General features: G+C 39.1%; 19 protein-coding genes and 1 pseudogene. 7 read left to right on the forward strand and 13 right to left on the reverse strand.

What is annotated here, in order from left to right; all coding sequences use genetic code 11:
* The first annotated feature begins 18 nt into the window (after positions 1–18).
* From QS62_RS05200 to QS62_RS05205, 3 genes are all read left to right on the forward strand, one after another.
* A complete protein-coding gene (locus tag QS62_RS05200) occupies positions 19–2,223 on the forward strand; it encodes an NADP-dependent isocitrate dehydrogenase (protein ID WP_066106939.1) in 2,205 nt (734 codons plus the stop codon).
* Between the two features lie 298 nt (positions 2,224–2,521).
* Complete coding sequence (locus QS62_RS11860) at positions 2,522–2,671, forward strand: ESPR domain-containing protein (RefSeq protein ID WP_082966135.1); 150 nt, start codon at positions 2,522–2,524, stop codon at positions 2,669–2,671.
* A 203-nt stretch (positions 2,672–2,874) separates the two neighbouring features.
* Positions 2,875–5,862: an autotransporter outer membrane beta-barrel domain-containing protein gene (locus tag QS62_RS05205; protein ID WP_066106942.1), complete on the forward strand. Its 2,988-nt coding sequence runs from the start codon at positions 2,875–2,877 to the stop codon at positions 5,860–5,862.
* 55 nt (positions 5,863–5,917) lie between these two features.
* Here the strand turns inward: QS62_RS05205 and QS62_RS05210 are convergent.
* The 10 genes and pseudogenes from QS62_RS05210 to QS62_RS05255 all read right to left on the reverse strand — a co-directional run bounded on the left by QS62_RS05210 (position 5,918) and on the right by QS62_RS05255 (position 18,333).
* A pseudogene (locus QS62_RS05210) lies at positions 5,918–6,367 on the reverse strand (NfeD family protein).
* Positions 6,367–7,293, reverse strand: a complete 927-nt coding sequence (locus QS62_RS05215; RefSeq protein ID WP_066106945.1) for an SPFH domain-containing protein — start codon at positions 7,291–7,293, stop codon at positions 6,367–6,369. Before QS62_RS05215 ends, QS62_RS05210 begins: the two are co-directional and overlap by 1 nt.
* Positions 7,294–7,432: 139 nt before the next feature.
* Positions 7,433–8,752 carry a branched-chain amino acid transport system II carrier protein gene (gene brnQ / locus QS62_RS05220; RefSeq protein ID WP_066106948.1) on the reverse strand — a complete coding sequence of 440 codons (1,320 nt, stop codon included), beginning with the start codon at positions 8,750–8,752 and terminating at the stop codon, positions 7,433–7,435.
* Positions 8,753–8,982: 230 nt separating this feature from the next.
* Entirely contained in the window at positions 8,983–10,785 is a 1,803-nt protein-coding gene (locus tag QS62_RS05225) for an AMP-dependent synthetase/ligase (protein WP_066106951.1), read from the reverse strand.
* Positions 10,786–10,928: 143 nt separating this feature from the next.
* Positions 10,929–11,906, reverse strand: coding sequence for a murein tripeptide/oligopeptide ABC transporter ATP binding protein OppF (oppF, locus tag QS62_RS05230; RefSeq protein ID WP_066106954.1), 978 nt, complete (start codon positions 11,904–11,906; stop codon positions 10,929–10,931).
* Positions 11,903–12,901 carry an ABC transporter ATP-binding protein gene (oppD, locus tag QS62_RS05235; protein ID WP_066106957.1) on the reverse strand — a complete coding sequence of 333 codons (999 nt, stop codon included), beginning with the start codon at positions 12,899–12,901 and terminating at the stop codon, positions 11,903–11,905. The genes oppF and oppD overlap by 4 nt, the downstream gene beginning before the upstream one ends.
* Before the next feature lie 9 nt (positions 12,902–12,910).
* On the reverse strand, positions 12,911–13,822 hold the full coding sequence (gene oppC / locus QS62_RS05240) for an oligopeptide ABC transporter permease OppC (protein ID WP_066106960.1): 912 nt from the start codon (positions 13,820–13,822) through the stop codon (positions 12,911–12,913).
* 14 nt (positions 13,823–13,836) lie between these two features.
* A complete protein-coding gene (oppB, locus tag QS62_RS05245) occupies positions 13,837–14,757 on the reverse strand; it encodes an oligopeptide ABC transporter permease OppB (RefSeq protein ID WP_066106963.1) in 921 nt (306 codons plus the stop codon).
* Positions 14,758–14,837: 80 nt separating this feature from the next.
* Positions 14,838–16,478 (reverse strand): ABC transporter substrate-binding protein, encoded by a 1,641-nt coding sequence (locus QS62_RS05250; RefSeq protein WP_066106966.1) that lies wholly within the window; start codon positions 16,476–16,478, stop codon positions 14,838–14,840.
* Between the two features lie 217 nt (positions 16,479–16,695).
* A complete protein-coding gene (locus QS62_RS05255) occupies positions 16,696–18,333 on the reverse strand; it encodes an ABC transporter substrate-binding protein (RefSeq protein ID WP_066106969.1) in 1,638 nt (545 codons plus the stop codon).
* Between the two features lie 212 nt (positions 18,334–18,545).
* Here QS62_RS05255 and selD point away from each other — a divergent pair, with 212 nt between their 5' ends.
* Positions 18,546–19,631, forward strand: a complete 1,086-nt coding sequence (gene selD / locus QS62_RS05260) for a selenide, water dikinase SelD (protein WP_066106972.1) — start codon at positions 18,546–18,548, stop codon at positions 19,629–19,631.
* Between the two features lie 85 nt (positions 19,632–19,716).
* Complete coding sequence (locus QS62_RS05265) at positions 19,717–20,427, forward strand: GNAT family N-acetyltransferase (protein WP_066106975.1); 711 nt, start codon at positions 19,717–19,719, stop codon at positions 20,425–20,427.
* 72 nt (positions 20,428–20,499) lie between these two features.
* On the opposite strand, the gene thrS is transcribed toward QS62_RS05265, so the two are convergent.
* Together thrS and folE are read right to left on the reverse strand one after the other, a co-directional pair.
* Positions 20,500–22,431 (reverse strand): threonine--tRNA ligase, encoded by a 1,932-nt coding sequence (gene thrS, locus QS62_RS05270; RefSeq protein WP_066106979.1) that lies wholly within the window; start codon positions 22,429–22,431, stop codon positions 20,500–20,502.
* A gap of 153 nt (positions 22,432–22,584) precedes the next feature.
* Positions 22,585–23,241, reverse strand: a complete 657-nt coding sequence (gene folE / locus QS62_RS05275) for a GTP cyclohydrolase I FolE (protein ID WP_066106981.1) — start codon at positions 23,239–23,241, stop codon at positions 22,585–22,587.
* A 153-nt stretch (positions 23,242–23,394) separates the two neighbouring features.
* Between folE and QS62_RS05280 the strand changes: the two genes are divergently transcribed.
* Together QS62_RS05280 and rimI are read left to right on the forward strand one after the other, a co-directional pair.
* Entirely contained in the window at positions 23,395–23,814 is a 420-nt protein-coding gene (locus tag QS62_RS05280) for a DNA polymerase III subunit psi (RefSeq protein WP_066106984.1), read from the forward strand.
* Entirely contained in the window at positions 23,804–24,250 is a 447-nt protein-coding gene (gene rimI / locus QS62_RS05285; RefSeq protein ID WP_066106987.1) for a ribosomal protein S18-alanine N-acetyltransferase, read from the forward strand. Before QS62_RS05280 ends, rimI begins: the two co-directional genes overlap by 11 nt.
* Here the strand turns inward: rimI and ribD are convergent.
* Entirely contained in the window at positions 24,245–25,378 is a 1,134-nt protein-coding gene (gene ribD / locus QS62_RS05290; RefSeq protein WP_066106990.1) for a bifunctional diaminohydroxyphosphoribosylaminopyrimidine deaminase/5-amino-6-(5-phosphoribosylamino)uracil reductase RibD, read from the reverse strand. The two genes, rimI and ribD, sit on opposite strands and share 6 nt — an antisense overlap.
* Between the last annotated feature and the right edge of the window lie 4 nt (positions 25,379–25,382).

The raw sequence follows: 25,382 nt of genomic DNA on the forward strand, positions 1-25,382 counted from the left end.
TCCAATCAAGAGGTGATTATGAGTAAAATTATTTATACCTATACCGACGAAGCACCTGCTTTAGCCACTCTCTCTTTCCTACCGATTATTGAAAAATTTGTTAAACCAGCCAATATTGAGATGGTCACCAGCGACATTTCTCTTGCCGGCCGTATTTTGGCAAATTTTCCTGAATATTTAAAACCGGAACAACGTGTCGAAGATGCTCTTGCTCAATTAGGAGAGTTAGTGACAAAACCGGAAGCGAATGTAATCAAATTACCAAATATCAGTGCTTCTATCCCACAATTAAAAGCAGCTATCGCCGAATTACAAGCGCATGGCTATGCCGTACCAAATTACCCAGATTCACCAAGCAATGACGAAGAAAATAGTGTGCGTGCTCGTTATGACAAAATCAAAGGTAGCGCAGTAAACCCTGTTTTACGTGAAGGAAACTCAGATCGCCGCGCACCTAAAGCGGTGAAAAATTTTGCGAAACAGTATCCGCATAGTATGGGAGCTTGGTCAGCAGATTCCAAAACACACGTGGCAACAATGCAAGCCGGCGATTTCTACCATAATGAACAATCTGTTACCTTAGCCAAAGCCGGTGAAATCCGTATTGTCTTAGAAGATAAACAAGGGCAACAAACCGTATTAAAAAGCTTAAAAGGTCAAGCTGGTGAAATCTTAGATGCCACAATGATGAGCAAAAAAGCCTTAGTTGATTTCCTTGCTAAAGAAGTGGCAGATGCGAAAAAACAAGGCGTGTTATTCTCATTACATATGAAAGCTACCATGATGAAAGTTTCCGATCCGATTATTTTCGGTCATGCGGTAAAAGTGTTCTTTGCTCCAGTATTTGAGAAATATGGTGCGCAATTAGCACAAGCAGGCGTAAACGTGAATAACGGCTTAGGTAATTTAATTGCCAATTTAGATAAATTACCAGATGAAGTGCGTGCAGCAGTAGATCAAGCATTAGCTGACGGCCCAGATTTAGCGATGGTAGATTCTGATAAAGGTATTACCAATCTTCACGTACCGAGTGATGTCATTATTGACGCTTCAATGCCAGCGATGATCCGCAGTTCAGGTCAAATGTGGAATGCACAAGGCAAATTACAAGATACTAAAGCAGTAATTCCAGATAGCAGTTATGCTGGCGTTTATGCACAAACAATTGCTTTCTGTAAACAACATGGTGCATTCGATCCAAAAACAATGGGCAGCGTACCAAACGTTGGTTTAATGGCACAAAAAGCGGAAGAGTATGGTTCTCATGATAAAACCTTTGAAATCGCTGCTGATGGCGTTGTGAAAGTATTAGACGAAGATAATCAAGTCTTAATGCAGCATACTGTTGAAGCCGGCGATATTTGGCGTATGTGTCAAACCAAAGATGCACCGGTAACTGATTGGGTGAAATTAGCGGTAAAACGTGCACAACTCTCTGATACTCCAGCAGTTTTCTGGCTTGATAAGAATCGTGCACACGATCGCGAAGTATTGAAAAAAGTCGAAAGAGATTTGGCAACGATTGATACTAGCAAAGTTGAGCTACATATTCTCTCTCCAGTGGAAGCAACTCAATTCTCATTAGAACGTGCAAAAGCGGGTAAAGACACCATTTCTGTCACTGGTAACGTATTGCGCGATTATCTCACCGACCTCTTCCCAATTTTAGAATTAGGTACTAGTGCGAAAATGCTTTCTATCGTTCCATTAATGAATGGTGGCGGTATGTTTGAAACCGGTGCTGGTGGTTCAGCACCAAAACATGTGCAACAATTCTTACAAGAAAATCATTTACGTTGGGACTCTTTAGGTGAATTCTTAGCGTTAGCAGTTTCACTTGAACATTTAGCACAACGTGAAGGTAACCAACGTGCGCAAGTTATTGCCGATGCGTTAGATGTTGCGACGGAAAAATTGTTGTTAAACGGCAAATCACCAGCACGTAAAGTCAAAGAAATTGATAACCGCGGCAGCCATTATTATCTTGCTTGTTACTGGGCGGAAGCACTTAGCCAACAAGATAAAGATCCAGCATTAGCGGCACAATTTAAACCATTAGCGGAAGCATTAGTGGAAAACGAAGCGGCGATTGTTAAAGAGTTGCTTGAGGTTCAAGGTAACGCAGTTGATATGGGCGGTTATTATCAACCAAACCCAGAGCTTGCACAAAAAGCAATGCGTCCAAGTGCGACTTTAAATGCGATTATTGATAATTTCGCCTAAACCGTTATTCATTATCTATTGATAACTACCAACCCCGATAGTTGCTGCTATTGGGGTTAATTGTCTTTTTAAAGAAATTTGTCTGTCACCAATAATTCTCTCTCCTTCAGTATTGCTACAATTTTTAAATGTAAATAATAGAAAAGTGCAAGTTTTTGATGGTTTTTTCCCTTACTAAGACTATACTAGAAAACGTATTCTTTACATTACCGTTTAAGTCATCATATACCACTGCATAGTTATCAAGTTTTGTCTATTACTATGTTTTTATGTTTAGCTTATTGCTAAGGAGCTTTCTATGAATCACATTTATCGTGTTATTTGGAACAATGCGTTGCAATTATGGCAATGTGTTAGCGAAATTGCGCATGCGCATAGTGCAAAATCCTGCAAAAATCGCAGTGAAATCAGTAGTCTAATTACCCCCCCCCCTCAACCACTAAGTTAATTTCTGCTTATTCTCGACCTTTTATTTTTTCCACGTTATCCCTTTTTGTTGCCTTAGCCATTCCTCAAATCACGTTAGCAGAGCGCCTTTATACTGAAAACATTGCGACGAATCCGTATAACCAAGATATACGCGACACTATTTTTACGGTGACTGAGGGTCAAAAGACCAATATTGGGCGAACAGGAAAGCCAGCATTTCTTGTGGATAGCAATGTATTACGTATCCATGGTCAAGGTACACACCTTAATATTTTGCAAGATGATTACCTAAAGCCTGCATTGTCGCTGGGGATATATCCTCGTTCTGCCAAGGATAAGATACCAACGATTGAGGTATCGGATGGGGCAGTATTGGAGACACATTCTTATATTGATGTGGGTAGTATTGAGGCAGTGGGAGAAGTACATAGAGAGAGTTATGGGAAATTAGTGGTGAATAACGCCTATGTATTGATTGATTGGCTATATGATGGAGAGTTCATGGGCAAAGGAATGCTGGCCATAGGCAATTATGGGGAAGGCGAGGGGCTAGTTGAAGTTAGCGGTAATAGTTTTGTCTATGCCAATAAGGGCGTAAAATTTTATGGTGCACCAGCAGGTACTATTCCATCCGTACTTAACGGCGGCGGTTTAGTACTCAATGGTGGAGTATTGATGAGCGATATGTATCGCTCTATCACAGCAGGTAACTTTGGTGGTGTTGATAAATACGGTGATTTCTCTATGGGCGATCAGGGCTATACGGCAATTAATCAAACCGCGCCAGATGCATCACGGATTTACCCCGCCCATATGGTTTTTAACGGAGGGGCGCTCGCTTTTAAGAATGCGACACCAGATATACAGCCTGCTTTATTATTTAATGGGTTTTATACGCTTGCCGTCCCTGAGCATTACAGTATTACGGTAGGCAATAACGATGCCAAATTGGTTTTGGCACCTACCTCGGTCGATAGTAAAGCGGTGGTGCAATTCCCTCATGCGGCGATTACGCCAGAACAAGCCGATAGCTCGGGTGGTTTAACACTGGAAAAACAAGAAACTAACTACTACACAGGAGAACAGATTCAAGGGGGAGGTACGTTAGTATTAACGGCAGATAACCGCTATAAGGGAGATACTCGGGTTGAGGTGGGTACATTAGAGATTGGCGGTGAAGGGTATATGTCGTTGGCATTGTATTTGGATAATAAGCTGCTCAACCGAAGTTACCGCGTGGAGGATTTAGCTTCCTTGCAAGACGAGATAGCCAAGTTACCTCAAGAAGAACAGACGCCTTATTATTTTGGTGAAAACGGCGATATCGGTGAAGGCGATGTTTATCTTGGTCTTGATCAAGCTAATCGCGCTACGTTAAAAATCTCGCGCAGCCGTAACATTGTAAATGGTGATATTCAAGAGAATGTTCCGGACGATATTCATTATAAAGAATATGTGTTAGATAACGGCATCCATGGGTATGGTGATTTATATCAATCGGGTAGTGCCTTATTAAAATTAATGAACTCAGCTAATGATTTTATTGGCGATGTCTTTATTGAAAAAAGCGCAATCTATATCGAAGATATAAATGCCCTTGGTCGTGGCGAAAATGTGATGATGGGTAAAAAGGAAAATGCGCAATTAATCCTGAATTTACAGCAAGATACGACTTTAAACCATCACATCAAAGACGATGACTCAGCACAAGGCAAAGGTAGTTTGCTTAAACAAGACAACCATATCTTAACCTTCAGCAAAGATTATCAATATACCTATTCCGGCGATACTGATGTGCAAGCTGGTGAAATTGTGTTAGCTAAAGGCGCGAATATACCAAATAGCGCTATTAAAATGGCATCAGCCACCGTATTACGAGCGGAAACTGGTGCGCATGCGATAGGCGCATTATCGTTAGCGGATAAGACTAACCAAGTCAATATCGTTGCCAATAGTTTTAACGATTACAGCCAATTACACGCACAAGGTGCGGTCACCTTAAATGGACAATTAATGGTCGATGCCAGTGCCTGGAATACTCCGGTAGCCGGCAATGGCAAATTGCCCAATGTGATTACCTCACAACAACAACTCAGCGGACAATTTAGCAGCTATCAAGATAACAGTGCTTTGTTTGATTTTGTCCCAGAATATGATTATGCCAATAAGGCAATGCACTTAGTGATTAATCACGCGGCAAATTGTGCTAACACCTCAGCAGGGATGTTAGGTTGTTATATCCCAACTAATTATCCAAACATTACCCCAACCGATGTAGAAGCCTCTGTACCGCTTCTTACCGGTTCAGGCAATTCGATTCTTAATAATGATGTCAGCCGTTTAGCGCTATATACGCCGAGAATTCCTTGTACCAGTGGTTTTAATCAAGGTAAACACAATGTTTGGGTGGAAACCTCAGGAAATTGGGACCACCAACGTGAAAAGGATATCTCCACTGGTTATCGAGGTCATCATAACGATGTGGCGATTGGTACCGATACTTGCGTAGAACAACAACAATTACGTCTTGGCGTGATGGCAGGCTATGCTTACTCGGATGTCCATAGTGTGGGTACGCCAGCGATTCATAATTTTGATAGTGATTTATTCCAACTTGGTATCTACGGCGATAAAGTGTTAAGAGAAAAAGTGGATATGGATTTCCAAACGGGGTATGCAAAAGCCTATATTGACGGCAAACGTTATTTACCGTTTGCCAATCTGACTGCGAAAGCCAACTATCAGGGTGATGTGTTCTATGCAGGTTTAGGGTTTAACTATCGTGCGGATAATGGGCTTTCGCCATTTATTCGTGCAGATTATGCTTTAATCAGCAGTAAGGGTTATCACGAAACAGGGGCTGGCGCGTATAACTTCATTGTCAAACCGCAATATCGTCAATCCTTAATTTTCCAAACTGGTGTCAATATTGATAAAGCGGTCACTGAGAAATTTATCGTCAATGGTCAAGTCGGTTTAGGCATTGAAGCCTTAGATGAAAAGAACTACATCACAGCTGCTTTTGAAGCTACGCCTGACCGTTATTTCACTATGCCAAGTGCGGAACGCGGTCGGTTATTTGCTAATGCGAAATTAGGCTTTGATTATCATATTGAAAACAATGTGACTTTCTCGGTCGATTATCGTGTTAAAGGCAACCAAAGCTATTATGAAAATAGCTTAATGGCGAATTTGAAAGTGACTTTCTAACCCCTCTAAACGAAATAACACCACAAGGATTGTGGTGTTATTTGTTAATATTCAATCAATTCAAAACTTTTCTCACTAACAGCGTAATTCCCCTTACCGCTATCACTTCAACCAGATCACCAACTTGTAGCTCCTGCCCTTCTACACGCCAAGTTGTATCACCGAAAGCTGCTCTTGCAGTATTACCGCTCAAAACTTCTGTCACACGTCCTTGCTGACCTTGCATTGCTAAACCACGTTGATTTAACAAATTTACCGATAAATCCTGTCTATTTTTTCATGATTGGTAACGCCACCAGCATACACTAGCAACCGTAGCCAGTACGGCAAATAAAACGCCACTTACCACAATCGACAATAAGAAGAAATAGCTAACCGCCGCAATAATTAATGCGGCGATTCCCCACCATAGAAAGAAAATGCCCGGTACAATAATTTCTAAAATTAACAGAATAAAGCCTAATACCAACCAATGGATCATGCCCCATTCCGCAAACCACGCCATCATTTTTTCGATCCTGTTTCTTTTAACAATTCAGTGATACCTGCAATTGATCCCATTAAATTACTCGCTTCTAATGGCATCATCACGACTTTGCTATTTCCAGATTGACCAATCTGTTGCAATGCTTCAGTGTATTTTTGCGCAATAAAGTAATTAATCGCTTGAGTATTCCCTGTGGCAATCGCTTCAGACACCATTTGCGTTGCTTTCGCTTCCGCTTCTGCTTCACGCTCTCTCGCTTCCGCACGTAAAAAGGCTTCTTGTCTTTCCCCTTCCGCTTGCAAAATACGCGATTGTTTTTCCCCTTCTGCACGCAAAATAGCTGCTTGACGAATCCCTTCCGCTTCTAATACTTCCGCACGCTTATTTCGTTCAGCTTTCATTTGTGCATTCATTGAATCAATCAACTCTTTTGGCGGACGCACATCACGAATTTCAATCCGCGTCACTTTTACACCCCAAGGGTTGGTTGCTTCATCAACAATCGCCAATAGGCGGCTATTAATCGAGTCACGTTGTGACAACATTTCATCTAATTCCATGGAACCTAAAACGGTACGGATATTAGTCAGCGTTAAATTAATAATTGCTTGTTCTAAATGATTAACTTCATAAGCCGCATTGCGTGCATCAATCACTTGTACAAAGCAAACCGCATCAATTGATACATTGGCATTATCTTTTGAAATCACTTCTTGTGAAGGAATATCCAACACCTGTTCCATCATATTGATCTTACGACCTACACGATCAATAAAAGGCACAATAATATTTAAACCAGGTGTTAAAGTGCGGGTATAACGACCAAAACGTTCGATCGTCCAATGATAACCTTGTGGTACCGTTTTTACTGCAGCAAATAACGCTACAATCACTAAAATAATAAAAAACAGCGTACCAATCGGCAAACTATCTAAATAAAACATAATCACCTCTTATTTTGACTAACTCTCTTTTTGTATCTTCCCATAAATGCTAAATAAGTCAAAAAGTTAATCGTAAAAATGCAGGTGATATAACAAAAAAAGCCTGCATCAACGCAGGCTTCTATTCAGCAATTTCCACTTAAGCAGCATTATCCACTGCTGATTTCATTTTTAACTTACCAACGACAATTGTTAATAACAACATCACTAATACCGGCAGCAACCAAGTTAACCCCTCTTGATAGAATGGAAATAGTTTTAAAAAGTCATCTACCGCTTTTGGTAAAATCCCCATATTTTTCAAACTATCACACAGACTAAATAAGGTTGTTAATGCAATGGTCGCATTATAGCTCCAACTAATTATTGGTAATTTTTTGCGTAACAGTTGTAACACCACTAACATAATCGCCACCGGATAGATTAACAATAACGCCGGAATTGTCACTCGCAATAAGGTATCTAATCCTGTTTCCGAAATAATAATAGTCGCAATAGTAAAGACCACCACAAAGAATGAATAATTTAAACGATGATGGAAGTGTGAGAAATAGTCAGCACAAGCACTGGTTACCCCAACAAGCGTTGTTAAATTAGCTAACATCACAATGCCGCTCATAATCCAAAGCCCGGTTGCACCAAATAATTCATTGATATAGCGTGAGAAAATTTGACCGCCATTGGTTGAGGTTGATGCCACCATATCACCAGTCGCACCTAAATAGAACAAACATAAATAGAGTCCGCTTAACAACACTACCGATGTTGTTCCTGCGGCAAGGGTATAACGCACAATCGTTCTACCTTCTGTAACTTTATTAACCGCAAACGCACGCGCCACAATACCACCGAACGCCATAGCGGATAATACGTCCATTGTTTGATAACCACCAATCATTCCCGTAACTAATGCTGAACCTTCCGCATAATTGCTTGATGGCGCAACGATTTCTGAAATTGGATTAGAAACAACACCAATACCAACAATAACCAATAATACCAATAAAATAGGTGCCATAAATTTACCGATAGTCGAAATCATCGTACTACGGCCCAACATAAAGCCCATACCAATCAGGTTAAAAATCACTGCAAATAGAATATGCGAATTTTCTCCGTTATAAATATTCAATGGCAGCCAAGCCATTTCATACGCCACATTGGTCACACGCGGCATCGCAAATGTCGAACCAATGATCAAATATAAAATTGACCAGAAAACAACGCCAACCCAAGGCGGTAGATCCGTAGAAAGCGCTTCACCACGACCACGCACAGTCACTACAATCAAAGTGATAAAAGGCATCAACACGCCAGTTAAAATAAAACCTAACGCTGCCCATAACCAACTATATCCTGCATGATAACCTTCCATTGGTGGGAAGATGATATTTCCTGCACCAAGAAACAGTGAAAAAATCATCATGCCTAAAACTAAAATGTCTTTTCTTGATAACATTATTACTTTCCCTAAGGTATAAATTTTCTCCAAAGGCGCAAAGTGTAGCTAGATTGAACAGTAAATAGAAGTAAAAAATGCTTTTTTTGCGATTTTTTGCAGAGTAATTAGATGAGATCTAATAATTTAGCTGATTTTTATCATTTATTAAGTAAAACTAGCAGGATAAAGATTTGTAGTGAGATGATAAAAGTAGGCTGCACACAAGGATGCAGCCTACTAAATATGATTTATTGATACATTTTCTCAATTAAATGACGATAACGCTCTAAAATCACTTTTCTACGTAATTTCAAAGTTGGCGTAATCTCACCCAATTCGGTCGAAAATGCTTGTGGTAATAGAGTAAATTTCTTAATTTTTTCAAAACCTTGCAACTCTTTTTGTAATTCATTGATCCGTTTTTCAAACATCTCAACAATCGTTGCATTTTTAATTAACTCTAAACGATTTTGATATTTGATATTTAAGCGTTTCGCATACTCTTCTAAAGTATCAAAACAAGGAACCACTAGTGCCGAAACATATTTTCTTGCATCTGCAATAACGGCAATTTGTTCAATTAATTTATCTTGTAAGAATTTACCTTCCACTAATTGTGGCGCGATATATTTACCTGTTGATGTTTTCATTAACTCTTTAATTCGATCGGTCATAAACAGATTACCATGTTCATCAACATAACCTGCATCACCTGTTTTTAAGAAGCCATCTTCAGTAAAACTTTTCGCGGTTTCTTCCGGATTTTTATAATATCCCTTCATTACACCACCGCCTTTAACCAAAATTTCATTTTCGGCGCCAATTTTAACGGTAGTACCGGTCATAATATGGCCAATCGAATTAGAATCAAAACCAAAATCTTGCCAGCAAGAAACTGTTGCTGTGGTTTCAGTCATACCATAGCCCAATTTAATATTTACGCCAATCACATGAAAGAAACGTCCAATTTGTGGTTCTAACTTCGCTCCGCCACAAGGCATCATTCTAATACGACCGCCCAATAAATTACGTAATTTGCTAAATACCGCTTTATCAGCAAATTGATATAACGGTTTTAACCAAATAGGTAATGGTTGTTGCTGCTGTTTATAATGTAACGCCCATTTACCAATCCGTAGTGCGCTATGAAAAATTTGACGGCGCAGCCAAGGTGCATGAGCCACTTTATCTTGCACTGCTGCATAAATTTTTTCGTAGAAGCGCGGTACTGAACACATCAAGGTCGGTTTAACTTTAACTATTGCCTCTTTCACTTGATGAGGATCAGATAAATACACATTGACCGCACCTTGCGATAACACATACGCCACCCAAGCACGTTCAAAAATATGAGAAAGCGGTAAGAATGACAAAGAAACATCTTGATGATCGATCTTCATCAATGTCTGTTTATGAGTTGCCAATTGATGAGCGAGATTTTGATAATCCAACATCACCCCTTTTGGCTCACCTGTTGTTCCTGAGGTATAAATCAAAGTGAAAAGATCGCTCATTGATTTATCGGTAATACGTTGTTGCAATACAGATTGCATCGCACTGTCTGCTGACAATAAGAAGTCTTGCCAAGTAATACCAATTTCAGCACCTCTTAAATCTAGTGGCTGCATTGCCACAATTTTTTCTAATTGCGGACAACGTTCTACAATCGACAACGCAGTATCGTACTCTTTTTGATCACCAACAAATAACACCTTCATATCTGAATGATTCACAATATATTCAGTCTGAATGGCATTATTGGTTGCAAAAATTGGCACCGTCACTGCTCGAATTTGCAAAATCGCGACATCGGCAATTGTCCATTCCGCCATATTTTGCGCAAAAATACCGACTTTATCTTGTGGTTGCAAACCAAGCGTCAATAACGCTAATGACAATTGGTCTATTTGCTGACGAAATTGCTGCCAAGAAATATCGCGTAATTCCCCATTTTCAGCAAAATAACGTAAAGCGGTATGTTGAGAAAGTTTGGTACTTTGTTGATGGATTACATCAATGAAATGGATAAGTTGTTGAGATGGGTTTTGCATTACAAATGCGTTCCTTTATTTCAGCTAACATTTGTTCGCAAATATACTCATTCTGTCAGAAAAAATCCAGCAATTTTGCCTTAACAAAGCCAATCATTCACTGATTTTTACAGTGAATGATTGTTTTGTGATATAGCTCACATTTATACCTTGAAACAGGCAACTAAATGTTGATCATTACCAGTTAATTTCGGTTTAGTTAAGGTACATTCCGTATCAGCTAAAATACATCTGGTACGGAATACACACCCTGATGGTGGGTTGATTGGTGAAGGTAAATCCCCTTCCAAAAGTTGAATTTTCTTCCCTTTTTCTAAATCAGGATCAGGAATAGGCACTGCCGACATCAACGCTTTCGTATAAGGATGCTTAGTTTGGTGATAAACCTTATCATAAGTCCCTAATTCCACCGCATTGCCCAAATACATTACCAACACACGATCAGAAATATGTTTCACTACTGCCAAATCATGCGCAATAAAGATTAACGAAACACCCATCTCTTTTTGCAATGATTTTAATAAATTCACCACTTGCGCCTGAATTGATACATCCAACGCAGAAACCGGTTCATCACAAATAATTAATTTAGGTTCAATAATCAATGCGCGGGCAATACCAATCCGCTGACACTGACCGCCAGAAAATTCATGTGGATAACGGTTAATTAAGTTTGGCAATAATCCTACTTTTAGCATCATCGATTGCACCCGTTGTTTTACCTCTTCCGCAGATAATTCAGGGAAATAAATTTTCAACGGCTCTGCAATAATATTGCCGATAGTCATTCGCGGATTTAAAGATGCCAGCGGATCTTGGAAAATCATCTGGATATCTTTGCGTGTTGCGTGCCACTCTTTATCAGATTGTTCACTTAAATTTTTGCCCAGCCATAAAATATTACCGCCAGCCGATTTTACTAAGCCAATAATTGCACGCGCTAAAGTGGATTTACCACAGCCAGATTCACCAACCACGCCTAATGTTTCGCCCTCATATAACTTAAAGGAAACATTATTGACCGCTTTTAAGGTTTGTGTTTTTTTGAAAAATAGCCCCTCATTACCCTGAACTTGGAAATGAACGCTAAGATCTTCGACTTCTAACAATAATTTTTTCATTCTGCTCTTCCTCTTAGCATCATTTCATTAGCATCAATAAAACAAGCACGTAAACGATTGTCGGCAAAACGACTTAACGTTGGCGTACTCATACATTGTTCAGTAGCAAATTGACAACGCGGTTGGAATGGGCAGCCTGACGGTAGATGTAATAAATTCGGCGGATTACCCGGAATAGTAATAAGTTGTTCTTCTTCAGTATCAAGACGCGGTACTGCATTAATTAAACCAATTGAATATGGATGAGTTGGTTGATAGAAAATTTCTTTCGCTGAACCATACTCCATCGTCCGCCCTGCATACATCACTAACACTTGATCACAACTACCTGCAACTACACCAAGATCGTGGGTAATCATAATAATCGCAGTATTAAATTCACGCTTTAAGTCATTTAATAACGCCATAATCTGCGCTTGTACCGTTACATCTAATGCAGTAGTTGGTTCATCTGCAATCAACAGTTTAGGACGACATAACAACGCCATTGCAATCATTACACGCTGACGCATACCACCAGAAAATTCATGCGGATACATATTCATGCGTTTACGCGCTTCCGGCATTTTTACTGCATCTAACATTTTGACTGATTCTTCGAAGGCTTGTTTACGATCAAAACCTTTATGCAGAATCAACACTTCCATCAATTGTTCACCAACTTTCATATAAGGGTTAAGCGATGTCATTGGATCTTGGAAAATCATCGCAATTTGTTCTGCTCGTAAGCGATTTAATTGCGATTCAGGTAAACCTAAAATCTCTTCACCATTAAAACGTGCTGAACCAGATGTTCTACCGTTATCCGCTAATAATCCCATTAAAGCAAATGCGGTTTGTGATTTTCCTGAACCAGACTCACCCACAATACCTAAGGTTTCACCGGCATTTAAGGTAAAAGTTAAATTGTTTACTGCTGTAACATCACCATCTGGTGTTTTAAAAGTTACACGTAAATCTTGTACATCTAACAGGGGTTGTTTTTTATTTGTCATTTTTTCACCCTATCTATCTTTTGGATCAAGCGCATCACGCAAGCCATCACCAATAAAATTAAAACAAAATAGTGTAATCACTAAGAATAATGCTGGGAAAATCAAGAGCCATGGTGCCGCTTCCATTGATTTAGAGCCATCGTTTAATAATGCACCCCAACTACTCAATGGTTCTTGTGTACCTAATCCTAAGAAACTTAAGAATGATTCAAACAAGATCATACCTGGCACTAATAATGAAGCATAAACGACCACAACTCCCAACACATTTGGCACAATATGACGCCAAACAATTTGACGTGAAGAAACGCCGCAGACAATCGCTGCTTCGATAAATTCTTTACGTTTTAAACTTAAAGTTTGCCCACGTACAATACGCGCCATATCCAGCCACGATACCATTCCAATAGCGACAAATATCAATAAAATATTTTGTCCAAAGAAGGTCACTAACAAGATCACAAAGAACATAAATGGAAATGAGTAAAGAATCTCTAAGATACGCATTAAAATCGCATCAGTTTTACCGCCAATATAACCAGCAGTCGCACCATATAATGTTCCAACAATCACCGCAATTAAAGCACCGGCGATCCCAACTAATAAGGAAATACGTCCACCAATCGCTAAACGTACCAACAAATCGCGTCCTGATGAATCTGTACCAAAATAGTGCATCGACTCAAAATCTGGTGGATTGGTCATCATTGCCCAATCTGTATCGTCATAACTAAAAGGCATTAACATTGGCGCAAATACGACAAATAACACAATAAAAAAGAGAATAATTAAACTGGCTACCGCCGCTTTATTACGGAAAAAACGACGTCTAGCATCCTGCCATAAACTACGTCCTTCCACAGTTTCTAATTGTTCGCCCAACTTTTGCATGAGGGCTTGATTTTCTTTTGTTTTTAACATCTCTAACCTCATTCTTAGTAGCGAATTTTCGGATCAATTACGGCATACAAAATATCAACAATCGCATTAAACACGATCGTTAATGTGCCGACTAAAATGGTTAAACTTAATACTAAAGAGTAATCGCGATTAAGCGCACCATTCACGAAAAGTTGTCCAATTCCCGGTAAGACAAAAATACTCTCAATCACCATAGAACCTGTAATAATCCCTACAAACGCTGGCCCCATATAAGAAATTACTGGTAATAAAGCTGGGCGCAACGCGTGTTTCAACACAATACGGCGCATTGGTAAACCTTTCGCTTTGGCAGTACGAATAAAATTAGAGTGTAAAACTTCAATCATAGAACTACGCATAATACGCGCAATACTGGCAATATAAGAGAGTGATAACGCCACCATTGGCATCAACATATAAATAAATTGCCCATTATTCCAACCACCAGAAGGCAGTAGTTTCAGAGTGATGGAAAAAATTAAGACTAATAATGGTGCGACCACGAAGCTGGGCACCACCACTCCAGTCATCGCAAAAGTCATTATCAAGTAATCCAGCCACTTATTCTGTTTCAATGCGGCAATAACGCCCGCTGAAATCCCAAACACTAACGCTAAAATAAAGGCAGAAAAACCAAGTTTTAATGACACTGGAAAGGCTTGCGCGACAAGTTGATTAACAGTGTAATCTTTATATTTAAATGAAGGACCAAAATCTCCATGTGCCAGATCTTTCAAATAAATACCATATTGAACTAGCAAAGGTTCATTGAGGTGATATTTCGCTTCAATATTAGCTATAACTTCTGGCGGATAATTCTTTTCACTCGAAAATGGGCTACCCGGCGCCAAGCGCATCATAAAGAACGAAACGGTGATCAAAATAAATAATGTTGGGATCGCCTCTAAAATACGGCGAAAAATTAATTTAAGCATATACACATCCCACAAATATTTTTTGGCAACAGCCAACAAAGCCCCAATCCACCAGCGTGGATTGGGTAATAAAAGAAAAATTAATGTTTAATAATATAAACGTCTTTCAAATAGTAATTTTGACCTGGGTGTGCATCAGCAAAACCTTTCACCCAAGGTTTAATCAGACGAGGTTGGACATAATGATAGACAGGAACTAAAGCTGTATCATTATCTAATTGTGCTTCTGCTTTCGCATAAACTTCTGCACGCTCTTCATCAGTTTGTGCTTTAAATGCTGAAGCAATTAAATCATCATAAGCTTTACTCTTATAGAAAGCAGTGTTGTTCGCACTATTAGATAAATAATAATTTAAGAAAGTGCTTGCTTCATTATAGTCAGCACACCAACCAGCTCTTGCCATATGGAAGTTACCTTGGTGACGAGAATCGAGGTAAGTTTTCCACTCTTGGTTTTCTAAGTTGATGTTGACTAAGCCTTGTAGATTTTTCTTCCAGATAGATTGCGCTGCAATCGCCAATTTTTTGTGGTTATCAGAAGTGTTATAAAGCAAGTTGAAAGTAAGAGGTTTTGATTTATCGTAGCCAGCTTCTTTTAATAATTTAATCGCTTCTTCATTACGTTTATTTTGATCCCAATTTGCCCACTCTGGGTTCTTCATTTTTTCTGCACCATTAATAAATGGTGGAGTAAAGATATAAGCTGGAGTTTGACCTTGTTGTAAGATTTTATCTGTAATGATGTTACGATCTAATGCTAATGAAAGTGCACGACGTACTTTTTCGTTATCAAACGGCGCTTTAGCGGTATTGACTTCATATAAATAGGTACAAAGTAACGGAGAAATATGTAATTCATCCGGTAACTCTTTCTTAATTTTTGCAAATAATTCAATTGGAATTTCTTTACCAGTCATATCTTCATCACCTGCACGATAGCGTGCTACATCAGTTGCTGAAGATTCAATTGGTAATAAAGTCACTTTATTTAATACTGTTTTTGCATTATCCCAATAATGCGGATTACGTTCTAATACCGCTTTTTCATTTACTACCATTGATTTCAAAACGAATGCACCATTACCGACAATATTTTCTGGAGCAGTCCATTTTTCACCAAATTTTTCTACCACTTTTGGATTCACTGGCGATAACACATAATGTTCAACCAATTTATCTACATATGGTACAGATTCGGTAAGAGTTAACACTAATGTATGATCATCTGCTGCTTTAACACCTAAATCAGTAACTGGTGCTTTACCTTCAATCACTTTATCGGCATTTGCTAATTTTAAGAAATCCAAATAACTTGCATACGGAGAAGCAGTTTTTGGATCAGCCAAACGTTGCCACGCATAAACAAAATCACCGGCAACAACAGGATCACCATTTGACCATTTCGCTTCTGGGCGTAAGTGGAAAGTCCAAGTTTTAAAATCTGCACTATGTTCCCAAGATGTTGCTACTCCTGGCAGAATATGTCCTTTTGCATCAGAAGTAACTAAAGTTTCAAATAATTGGTGAGCATAATTTCCTTCAACATCCCCTTCCATTTTTTGTGGATCTAAGGTCGCTGGATTGGCACTAATATTCCACACTAATTCTTGTTTTTCCGCTAATTGTGTGCCAGCAGGTACATTTGCTGCCATCGCATTCATTGCCATTGCACCTAAGCCAAGCGCAACCATCAATAAAGATTTCTTAAATGTTTTTTGCATATTTTTTCCTTATACAAACTAGATTCTTCTACCCAATATGCAGAATTGCCCTAATTAATAAATTAAATCTTACAATTTGTAAATAACACCATTAGATTTTGCTAAATTATTAAGCAATTTTCCCCTGTTATCACTAAATTAACGTTAAATTTTAGTTTAATCTTCTGTGGCAGGATCATAGATATCACGATGAGCAAGCGCTCATCGTGTATTAAGATTAATGTTTAAGAATATAAACATCTTTTAGATAGTAATTTTTTGCCGGATGATTAGCCGCAAAGCCTTTCACCCAAGGTTTTACTAAGCGAGGTTGAACATAGTAATAGACATTAATTACCGCAGTATCATTCGCCAATATTTGTTCCGCTTTGGCATAAATTTCTGCACGTTCTTCATCAGTCTGTGCTTTAAATGCTGCCGCAATTAAATCATCATAAGCCTTATTTTTATAAAAAGCTCTATTGTTAGCGCTATTTGATAAGAAATAATTTAAGAAAGTGGTCGCTTCATTATAATCAGCACACCAACCTGCCCTTGCCATTTGTGAATTCCCTTGGCGACGTGTATCCAAATAGGTTTTCCACTCTTGATTATCCAAAGTGACATCAACTACACCTTGTAAATTCTTCTTCCAAATAGATTGAGCGGCAATTGCCAATTTCTTATGGTTATCAGAAGTGTTATACAACAATTTAAAATTCAATGGTTTAGACTTGTCATAACCAGCTTCTTTCAACAACTTGATCGCTTCTTGATTACGTTTATTTTGATCCCAGCTTGCCCATTCTGGATTTTTCATCTTCTCTGCCCCGTTAATAAATGGTGGAGTAAAGAGATAAGCCGGTGTTTGTCCCTGTTGTAAAATTTTATCCGTCATAATGTGGCGGTCTAAAGCTAACGATAAAGCTTTACGCACTCTCGCATCATTGAATGGTGGTTTAACGGTATTCATTTCATAGGTATAGGTACATAATACTGGCGGCGTATAAATCTCATTTGGTACTTCTTTCTTCAATTTCGCAAATAATTCAATCGGTAACTCTTTCCCTGTCACATCTTCATCGCCAGCACGATAACGCGCTACATCTGTTGCTGCTGATTCAATTGGCAATAATGTCACTTTTTCCAGTACTGTTTTCGCATTATCCCAATAGTGGCTATTGCGTTCTAAAATTGCTTTTTCATTTACCACCATTGAAGTTAATTTAAACGCACCATTCCCGACCAAATTGCCCGGTTTAGTCCACGCATCACCAAATTTTTCCACCACTTTAGCGTTCACTGGCGACAACACATAATGTTCTACTAATTTATCAACATAAGGTACTGCTTCAGTTAAATGTAGCACCAAAGTATGATCATCTTTAGCTTCAATACCTAAATCAGTAACTTTAGCTTTTCCCTCTAAAACTTTATCCGCATTTTCCAATCTTAAGAAATCTAAATAACTCGCATAAGGTGATGCTGTATTAGGATCTGCTAAACGCTGCCACGCATAAACGAAATCTTTGGCTGTTACTGCTTCACCATTTGACCATTTTGCTTCAGGTCGTAAATGGAATGTCCATGTTTTGAAATCATCGCTATGTTCCCAAGAAATCGCGGCACCGGGTAAAATATGACCTTTTTCATCGGAAATCACTAAAGTTTCAAAGAGTTGTCGAGCAAAATATCCTTCTACATCTCCTTCCATTTTTTGTGGGTCTAATGTGGCTGGATTCGCGCTAACGTTCCAAACAAGCTCTTGTTTCTGCGCAAGATCGGCGCCAACTGGTACATTGGCTGCTGTTGCTGCACCTGCCATAGTTAAGCCCAATGCAACAACAAGTAACGATTTTTTAAATGAGGTTTGCATAACCTTAATCTCCTTCAGTCAATATCTTCTACCCCGATGTAGAATTGCGCATATTAATAACTAAAATTTAACATTTTGTAAATACATCCTTTACTTCTATATTTATAGAACAACTTCTTTTTTTTCAAAAATGTGATCAAAATTGTTTTTTAGCAAATATAAAGTGTTAAGCTATAAAATGAATTTTTTAAGCTAAAACGGAGTGAACGCTTATGACTAATCATGCTCACAGTAGTGCAGATCTTGATAACACTGTCGCTGATCTAATCCGCTTAACCCAATATAGCCATGGCGCAGGTTGTGGCTGCAAAATTTCCCCAAAAGTTTTAGAAACCATCTTACATACTGAAATTGAAAAATTTGTCGATCCGCATCTTTTAGTCGGTAATGAAAGTAAAGATGATGCGGCGGTGTATGATATTGGTAATGGTATGGGAATTATCAGTACCACCGATTTCTTTATGCCAATTGTTGATGATCCTTTTACCTTTGGACGCATTGCCGCCACTAATGCAATTAGCGATATTTTCGCAATGGGCGGCAAGCCAATTATGGCGATTGCTATTTTAGGTTTCCCAATTAAATTACTACCGCCAGAAATCGCCAGACGTATTGTTGAAGGTGGTCGCCAAGCCTGTAAAGATGCTGGTATTTCATTGGCTGGTGGACATTCGATTGATTCACCAGAACCGATTTTTGGTTTAGCAGTAACAGGCATTATTCCATTAGAAAAAGTGAAGAAAAACAATTCAGCGAAAGCAGGTTGTGAACTCTTTTTAACGAAACCGCTAGGTATCGGTATTCTTACTACCGCCGAGAAAAAAGGTAAATTAAAAGCAGAACATAAAGGTTTAGCCGCCCAAGTGATGTGTCAAATGAACAAAATCGGTGCGCAATTCTCTGAATTAGACGGTGTAACCGCGATGACAGACGTCACTGGTTTTGGACTATTAGGCCATTTAATTGAAGTGTGTGAAGGTTCTAACGTGATAGCAGAAGTAAATTTTGCACAAATCAGAACATTAGATGGTGTCGATGATTATATTAAGAAAGGCTGTATTCCAGGCGGTACACAACGTAACTTTGATAGTTATGGTCATCTTGTTAGTCCGATAACCGAACAACAAAAAGCCATTCTTTGTGATCCACAAACCTCTGGTGGTTTATTAGTTGCTGTCACAAATGACGATAAACCACGCCTATTTGAGCTTGCTGAACAAGCAGGAATTGCATTAATTCCAATAGGCAAATTAGTTGAGAAAAAAGCTGATACAACTATTTTGGTTGAGGTTAATTAATTAGCCAATCATCACAATAAAAATGAAGAAGCCTATCTTTAGTTGATAAAGATATGGCTTTTTTATCATTAACAGGAGAATTCTTATGGCAATTAATCAATATGGACAAGAAGTAGGAGAATCTCTTCCTAATTGGATTCCTGCTGCTCGTCCACAACTTATCACTCTCGAAGGTAAATACGTTCGTCTTGTTCCTTTGCGTACTGCTGGTGTTATTGAACAATTCATTGCTACAATCAAAGATAACAATTGTCTTGCCTCTCCAATGTGGACTTATCTTCCTATCGGAGATTTTTACGATACTAATCAACTACAAACTGTACTTGAACAGCATGCAAAAAGTGATGACCCTTTGCATTATGCGATTGTTGATGTTCATACAGGCGCTGTAGAAGGCTCAATTGCACTAATGCGTATCGATCCCAATAATGGGGTTATCGAAGTGGGCTGGCTGATCTTCACTCCGGCATTGCAACGCACTGTCAAATCTACTGAACTGCACTATCTTTTGATGCAGTATGTATTTGATAAACTAGGTTATCGCCGTTATGAATGGAAATGTGATGCTCTTAATGCCCCATCTGTAAATGCAGCATTGCGTTTAGGTTTCATTTATGAAGGCACATTTTCTAATGCTGTCGTTTACAAAGGACGTAATCGCGATACAGCTTGGTTCTCTATTACTGCCCAACGTTGGCCGAACTGTCGAGATGCATTTACCGCTTGGTTATCGCCACAAAACTTTAACCCTGACGGAACTCAACGTCACCGATTAAGTGAACTTCGTACCAGCTAAAACATATTTTTATGATACAAAAAACCACGCCAATCAGCGTGGTTTTCTCTTTATTGACTCTTATAAATAAAATTACTCTTCACCAAGTAATTTCAATTCACGTCCTCTGACTTGTTTCTTCAAGATTTCAGTAAACTCTTCTACAGTGAAAGAACCTAAATCTTGCCCTTTACGAGTACGTACTGCGATCTTACCTTCCGCAATTTCCTTATCACCACAAACTAGCATATAAGGAACACGTTTTAAGGTATGTTCACGAATCTTAAAGCCGATTTTCTCGTTACGTAGATCTGATTTCACACGTAAACCTGCATCAGAAAGGGTTTTCACCACTTTTTGTACATACTCTGCTTGTGAATCAGTAATATTCATTACTACCGCTTGAGTTGGTGCTAACCACGCTGGGAAGAAACCAGCATATTCCTCGGTGATAATACCAATGAAACGCTCGATTGAACCTAAAATCGCGCGGTGAATCATTACTGGTGTTTTACGTTCATTATCTTCCGCTACATAAGACGCATTCAATCGGCCCGGTAACGCAAAGTCTAACTGTACTGTACCGCATTGCCATTCACGTCCGATACTGTCACGTAATGCAAACTCAAGTTTTGGTCCATAGAATGCACCTTCACCCGGTTGCACTTCATACGCTAAGCCATTGTGTTCTAATGCTTTGGCTAAGTCAGCTTCCGCACGATCCCACATTTCATCTGAACCAATACGGCTTTCCGGACGAGTAGATAATTTCACATAAATATCAGTGAAACCGAAAGTGCTATAAATATCGTAAACCATCTTAATACAAGAAGTTACTTCACTTTCAATTTGATCTTCAGTACAGAAAATATGTGCATCATCTTGGGTAAAACCACGTACACGCATCAAACCATGCAATGAACCTGATGGCTCGTTACGATGGCAAGAACCAAATTCCGCCATACGCAATGGTAAATCACGATAAGATTTCAATCCTTGATTAAAGATTTGTACGTGTCCTGGGCAGTTCATCGGTTTAATTGCATATTCGCGGTTTTCTGATGAAGTGGTGAACATTAAATCACCATAGTTTTGCCAGTGGCCAGTTCTTTCCCAAAGTACACGATCCATCATAAACGGACCTTTTACTTCTTGGTAATCATACTCTTTTAATTTAGCACGCACGAAAGTTTCTAATTCGCGGAAAATGGTCCAACCGTCATTGTGCCAGAACACCATTCCTGGTGCTTCTTCTTGCATATGATACAAATCGAGTGCTTTACCAATTTTACGGTGGTCACGTTTTGCAGCTTCTTCTAAACGTTTCAAATATTCAGCAAGTTGTTTCTTATCTGCCCACGCTGTACCGTAAATACGTTGCAACATCTTATTATTGCTATCACCACGCCAATATGCGCCAGCCACTTTTTGTAATTTGAAATGATGGCAAAAACGCATATTTGGTACGTGCGGACCACGACACATATCAATATATTCTTGGTGATGATACAACGCTGGTGTAGCTGTTTTTTCGATATTTTCTTCGAGAATTGCCATTTTGTATGGCTCACCGCGTTTTTCGAAAACGTCGTGTGCAGTTTGCCAAGAAACTGGTTCTTTCACTACATCGTAATCAGTTTTCGCTAACTCCAACATCCGTTTTTCAATTTTTTCTAAATCTTCGGTAGTGAGTGACTGATCTAAATCGATGTCATAGTAGAAACCATTTTCAATGGTTGGCCCAATTGCCATTTTGGCATTTGGATAAAGTTGTTTTAACGCATGACCTAGTAAGTGTGCGCAAGAGTGACGAATAATTTCTAAACCGTCTTCATCTTTTGCAGTAATAATTTCTAATTTTGCATCTTCACTAATCAAATCGCAGGCATCTTTACGTTCACCGTTAACACGACCTGCAATACACGCTTTCGCAAGACCTGCACCAATACTTTGGGCAACTTCTAGGACAGTAATAGGTTGATCAAATTGACGTTGAGAACCGTCAGGTAAAGTAATAATAGGCATAATAAAATCCTTACAGTGGTTACCTATACGAGGGGTAACTTGTGATTAAAAAAATTTTGTTTTGAACTTTGCAAAATAAAATACCCACAATGTATTCCATTGCGGGCGTGAGTATAGCATAGCTAAAATATGAATAAAATTTGAAAAATTAAACTATTTTGAGATCAATGAGAGAAATTCTTGTCGTGTTGCACGATCTTGTAAAAATACACCACCATACGCCGATGTTACGGTAAAGCTATTTGCATCACGCACACCGCGGCATTTCACACAAAAATGGGTAGCTCGAACATAAACTGCCACATCTTCTGTTTGCAATAATGTTTGAAATGCAGTCAAAATTTGCTCGGTTAAACGCTCTTGTACTTGCGGTCGTTGTGCAAAGAAATCCACCACTCGATTGATTTTCGACAAACCAATCACCCAATCTTTTGGGTAGTAAGCTACCGATACCTTGCCGGCAAAAGTGACAAAATGGTGCTCGCAAGTGCTGGTTAAATTAATATCATTAACCAACACCATTTCGCTAACTTTCATGCGGTTTTCAATACGGGTAATTTTCGGGAAATTATGATAATCCAAACCACTAAAGATTTCGTCAAGATACATTTTGGCAAGGCGTTTTGGCGTTTCTTCTAAACTATCATCGCGTAAGTCCAAACCTAAAATATTCATCACTTCACGCATATGTTGTTCTATTTTTTGCCGACGCTCATCTTGTGTTCCGACTCTTGCGACCATTGGTGTTTCTAATCCTTTCGTCGCTAAAGCTGCTCTAACCTGTTGAGCTTCTTGTGAAATTGTGTTCATTAACCACTCCTTTTTTATTAGGCGGATATTCTAACAATCGTTATACATTTGTGAAAGGAAAAATAAACCTTAATACCGAAAACAAAATCAAGCACTGCCCCTGTATTTTTTAACAATAAATGCTATGATTGCCGCCATTATTGGGAGTAAAAAATGAATAGACGAGAGTTGTTACTACAAGAAATGGGAATTACCCTTTGGCAATTAACTAAACCAGAGGTGTTACAGGGCATAGGTAATATGCAAATTCCTGCGCAAATACATACATTATTACTCGCTGATGATCCGCAATTTTCCCAATATCCTTTGCTACAAGATCTATTACGCGCAGCCAATAGTACAGAACCACAATTTCTGAGTATTACTACGGAAAAATTACCACGTTTAGAAACGCAGCACGCATTACTAATCTTCTGTGCAAAAAATTGTCATACTGCTCTGTTGAATTCACCTTTTGCAAAGCAACCTCACTCCGCTATTGTGCTACCGCAAGATCTGAAACTAACCTTGACGCAAAAGCGTCAGATTTGGCAACAAATTCAACAATTTTTATTACAACAAAATGAACATTAATATTCAGCCTATTCAAGACAGTGATTTTTCTGAGTTATATCCCATCGAAACAGCTGCACATACCGTACCTTGGAGCCTTGGCACATTAAAGAATAATCAAGGTGATAATTATCTGAATCTTAAAATTTTACAGCAACAACAAATTGTTGGTTTCTGTATCTGTCAGGTAGTGTTAGATGAAGCTACACTGTTTAATATTGCGATTGATCCTACATTTCAAGGAAACGGCTTGGGTAAACAATTATTGCAAGAACTGATGAATCAACTCATCAATAAAGGTGTTAATACACTTTGGCTTGAAGTAAGAGAATCCAACAAAAAAGCCCAATCCTTATATCAAGCATTAGGCTTTAATGAAGTTACTTTGCGTAAAAACTACTATCCATTGGCCGACGGCGGACGCGAACACGCAGTCATTATGGCGTGTTACTTATAAATTCGGCTTACGATAGACCAGTTTAATATCCTCACCAATCTGTTGCGTTTCTGCCAATTGCCATAATGGCACATCAGCTAAATGCTGCAATTGTGGTAAGTGGCATAGTCCTCTCGCTTGATCACCTAACAATTTCGGCGCGATATAGACAATTAATTCATCCACCAACTCTGCCTCAAGCAATTTTCCTGCTAAAGTAGCTCCCGCTTCCACCCAAACAGAATTAATTTGCTGTCTGCCTAAAAAGTTAAATAGGTCAGTGAAAAAATAAGGACTCTCAGCGATCATCTGTTGCTGGCAAAAATCAGGAAAGTTTTGCATTGCTCGCTCTTGAGAGCTGATTAGCCAAATCGGTGATTCAGTCGCAAACAAACGCCCTGTTGGTTGAATTTTATGTTGTGAATCTAAAATAATGCGTAATGGCTGACGTAATTTTTGTTCCGGATAATCAGCCTTAATTTGCTCGCTTAGTTGCTGCCAACGCACTGTTAAAGCGGCATCATCCGTCATTACCGTTTTACTGGTTGATAAGATTGCTGATGCCATTGCACGATATTGCTGCACATCTTGTCTAGCTAATTCCCCAGTGATCCATTGACTTTCGCCATTCGCCATCGCAGTGCGCCCATCAATACTCATTGCCATTTTTAATTGTACATAAGGAAATCCTGTGCGCATTCTTTTCAAAAAACCGCGATTTAGTTGTTCTGCTTCTTGTTCCAATAAACCAACTGCTGTTTCAACACCTGCTTCATTCAACATTCGCAAACCACGACCAGCAACTTGTGGATTAGGATCTTGCATCGCTGCAATCACTTTGCTGACACCAGCTTCGATCAACCCTTTGGCACAAGGTGGAGTACGTCCATAATGCGAACAAGGTTCTAACGTCACATACGCCGTCGCCCCTTTTGCTTGTTCCCCTGCTTGGCGCATTGCCATCACTTCTGCATGACCTTCGCCAGCTTTAGCGTGATAACCTTGTCCAACAATTCTCCCTTCTTTCACTAACACGCACCCCACTGCCGGATTTGGTGTACAAGTGAATCTACCTTTCTTGGCTAGTTCAATGGCTAATGCCATAAATTGCTGATCTTCTCGTGAAAAGTCTGCTGATCCTGCTGACATTTTA

It is taken from the genome of Gallibacterium salpingitidis (assembly GCF_001678495.1).
Taxonomy (GTDB): domain Bacteria; phylum Pseudomonadota; class Gammaproteobacteria; order Enterobacterales; family Pasteurellaceae; genus Gallibacterium; species Gallibacterium salpingitidis.

What these genes read in the sequence shown, in the direction of transcription:
- QS62_RS05265 (WP_066106975.1), top strand. Translation starts at nt 19,717, where the DNA reads ATGGCAATTAATCAATATGGACAAGAAGTAGGAGAATCTCTTCCTAAT.
- QS62_RS05200 (WP_066106939.1), top strand. Translation starts at nt 19, where the DNA reads ATGAGTAAAATTATTTATACCTATACCGACGAAGCACCTGCTTTAGCC.
- folE (WP_066106981.1), bottom strand. Translation starts at nt 23,241, where the DNA reads ATGAACACAATTTCACAAGAAGCTCAACAGGTTAGAGCAGCTTTAGCG.
- oppD (WP_066106957.1), bottom strand. Translation starts at nt 12,901, where the DNA reads ATGACAAATAAAAAACAACCCCTGTTAGATGTACAAGATTTACGTGTA.
- oppC (WP_066106960.1), bottom strand. Translation starts at nt 13,822, where the DNA reads ATGTTAAAAACAAAAGAAAATCAAGCCCTCATGCAAAAGTTGGGCGAA.
- QS62_RS05255 (WP_066106969.1), bottom strand. Translation starts at nt 18,333, where the DNA reads ATGCAAACCTCATTTAAAAAATCGTTACTTGTTGTTGCATTGGGCTTA.
- QS62_RS11860 (WP_082966135.1), top strand. Translation starts at nt 2,522, where the DNA reads ATGAATCACATTTATCGTGTTATTTGGAACAATGCGTTGCAATTATGG.
- QS62_RS05225 (WP_066106951.1), bottom strand. Translation starts at nt 10,785, where the DNA reads ATGCAAAACCCATCTCAACAACTTATCCATTTCATTGATGTAATCCAT.
- oppF (WP_066106954.1), bottom strand. Translation starts at nt 11,906, where the DNA reads ATGAAAAAATTATTGTTAGAAGTCGAAGATCTTAGCGTTCATTTCCAA.
- QS62_RS05250 (WP_066106966.1), bottom strand. Translation starts at nt 16,478, where the DNA reads ATGCAAAAAACATTTAAGAAATCTTTATTGATGGTTGCGCTTGGCTTA.
- QS62_RS05280 (WP_066106984.1), top strand. Translation starts at nt 23,395, where the DNA reads ATGAATAGACGAGAGTTGTTACTACAAGAAATGGGAATTACCCTTTGG.
- ribD (WP_066106990.1), bottom strand. Translation starts at nt 25,378, where the DNA reads ATGTCAGCAGGATCAGCAGACTTTTCACGAGAAGATCAGCAATTTATG.
- QS62_RS05215 (WP_066106945.1), bottom strand. Translation starts at nt 7,293, where the DNA reads ATGTTTTATTTAGATAGTTTGCCGATTGGTACGCTGTTTTTTATTATT.
- selD (WP_066106972.1), top strand. Translation starts at nt 18,546, where the DNA reads ATGACTAATCATGCTCACAGTAGTGCAGATCTTGATAACACTGTCGCT.
- oppB (WP_066106963.1), bottom strand. Translation starts at nt 14,757, where the DNA reads ATGCTTAAATTAATTTTTCGCCGTATTTTAGAGGCGATCCCAACATTA.
- rimI (WP_066106987.1), top strand. Translation starts at nt 23,804, where the DNA reads ATGAACATTAATATTCAGCCTATTCAAGACAGTGATTTTTCTGAGTTA.
- brnQ (WP_066106948.1), bottom strand. Translation starts at nt 8,752, where the DNA reads ATGTTATCAAGAAAAGACATTTTAGTTTTAGGCATGATGATTTTTTCA.
- thrS (WP_066106979.1), bottom strand. Translation starts at nt 22,431, where the DNA reads ATGCCTATTATTACTTTACCTGACGGTTCTCAACGTCAATTTGATCAA.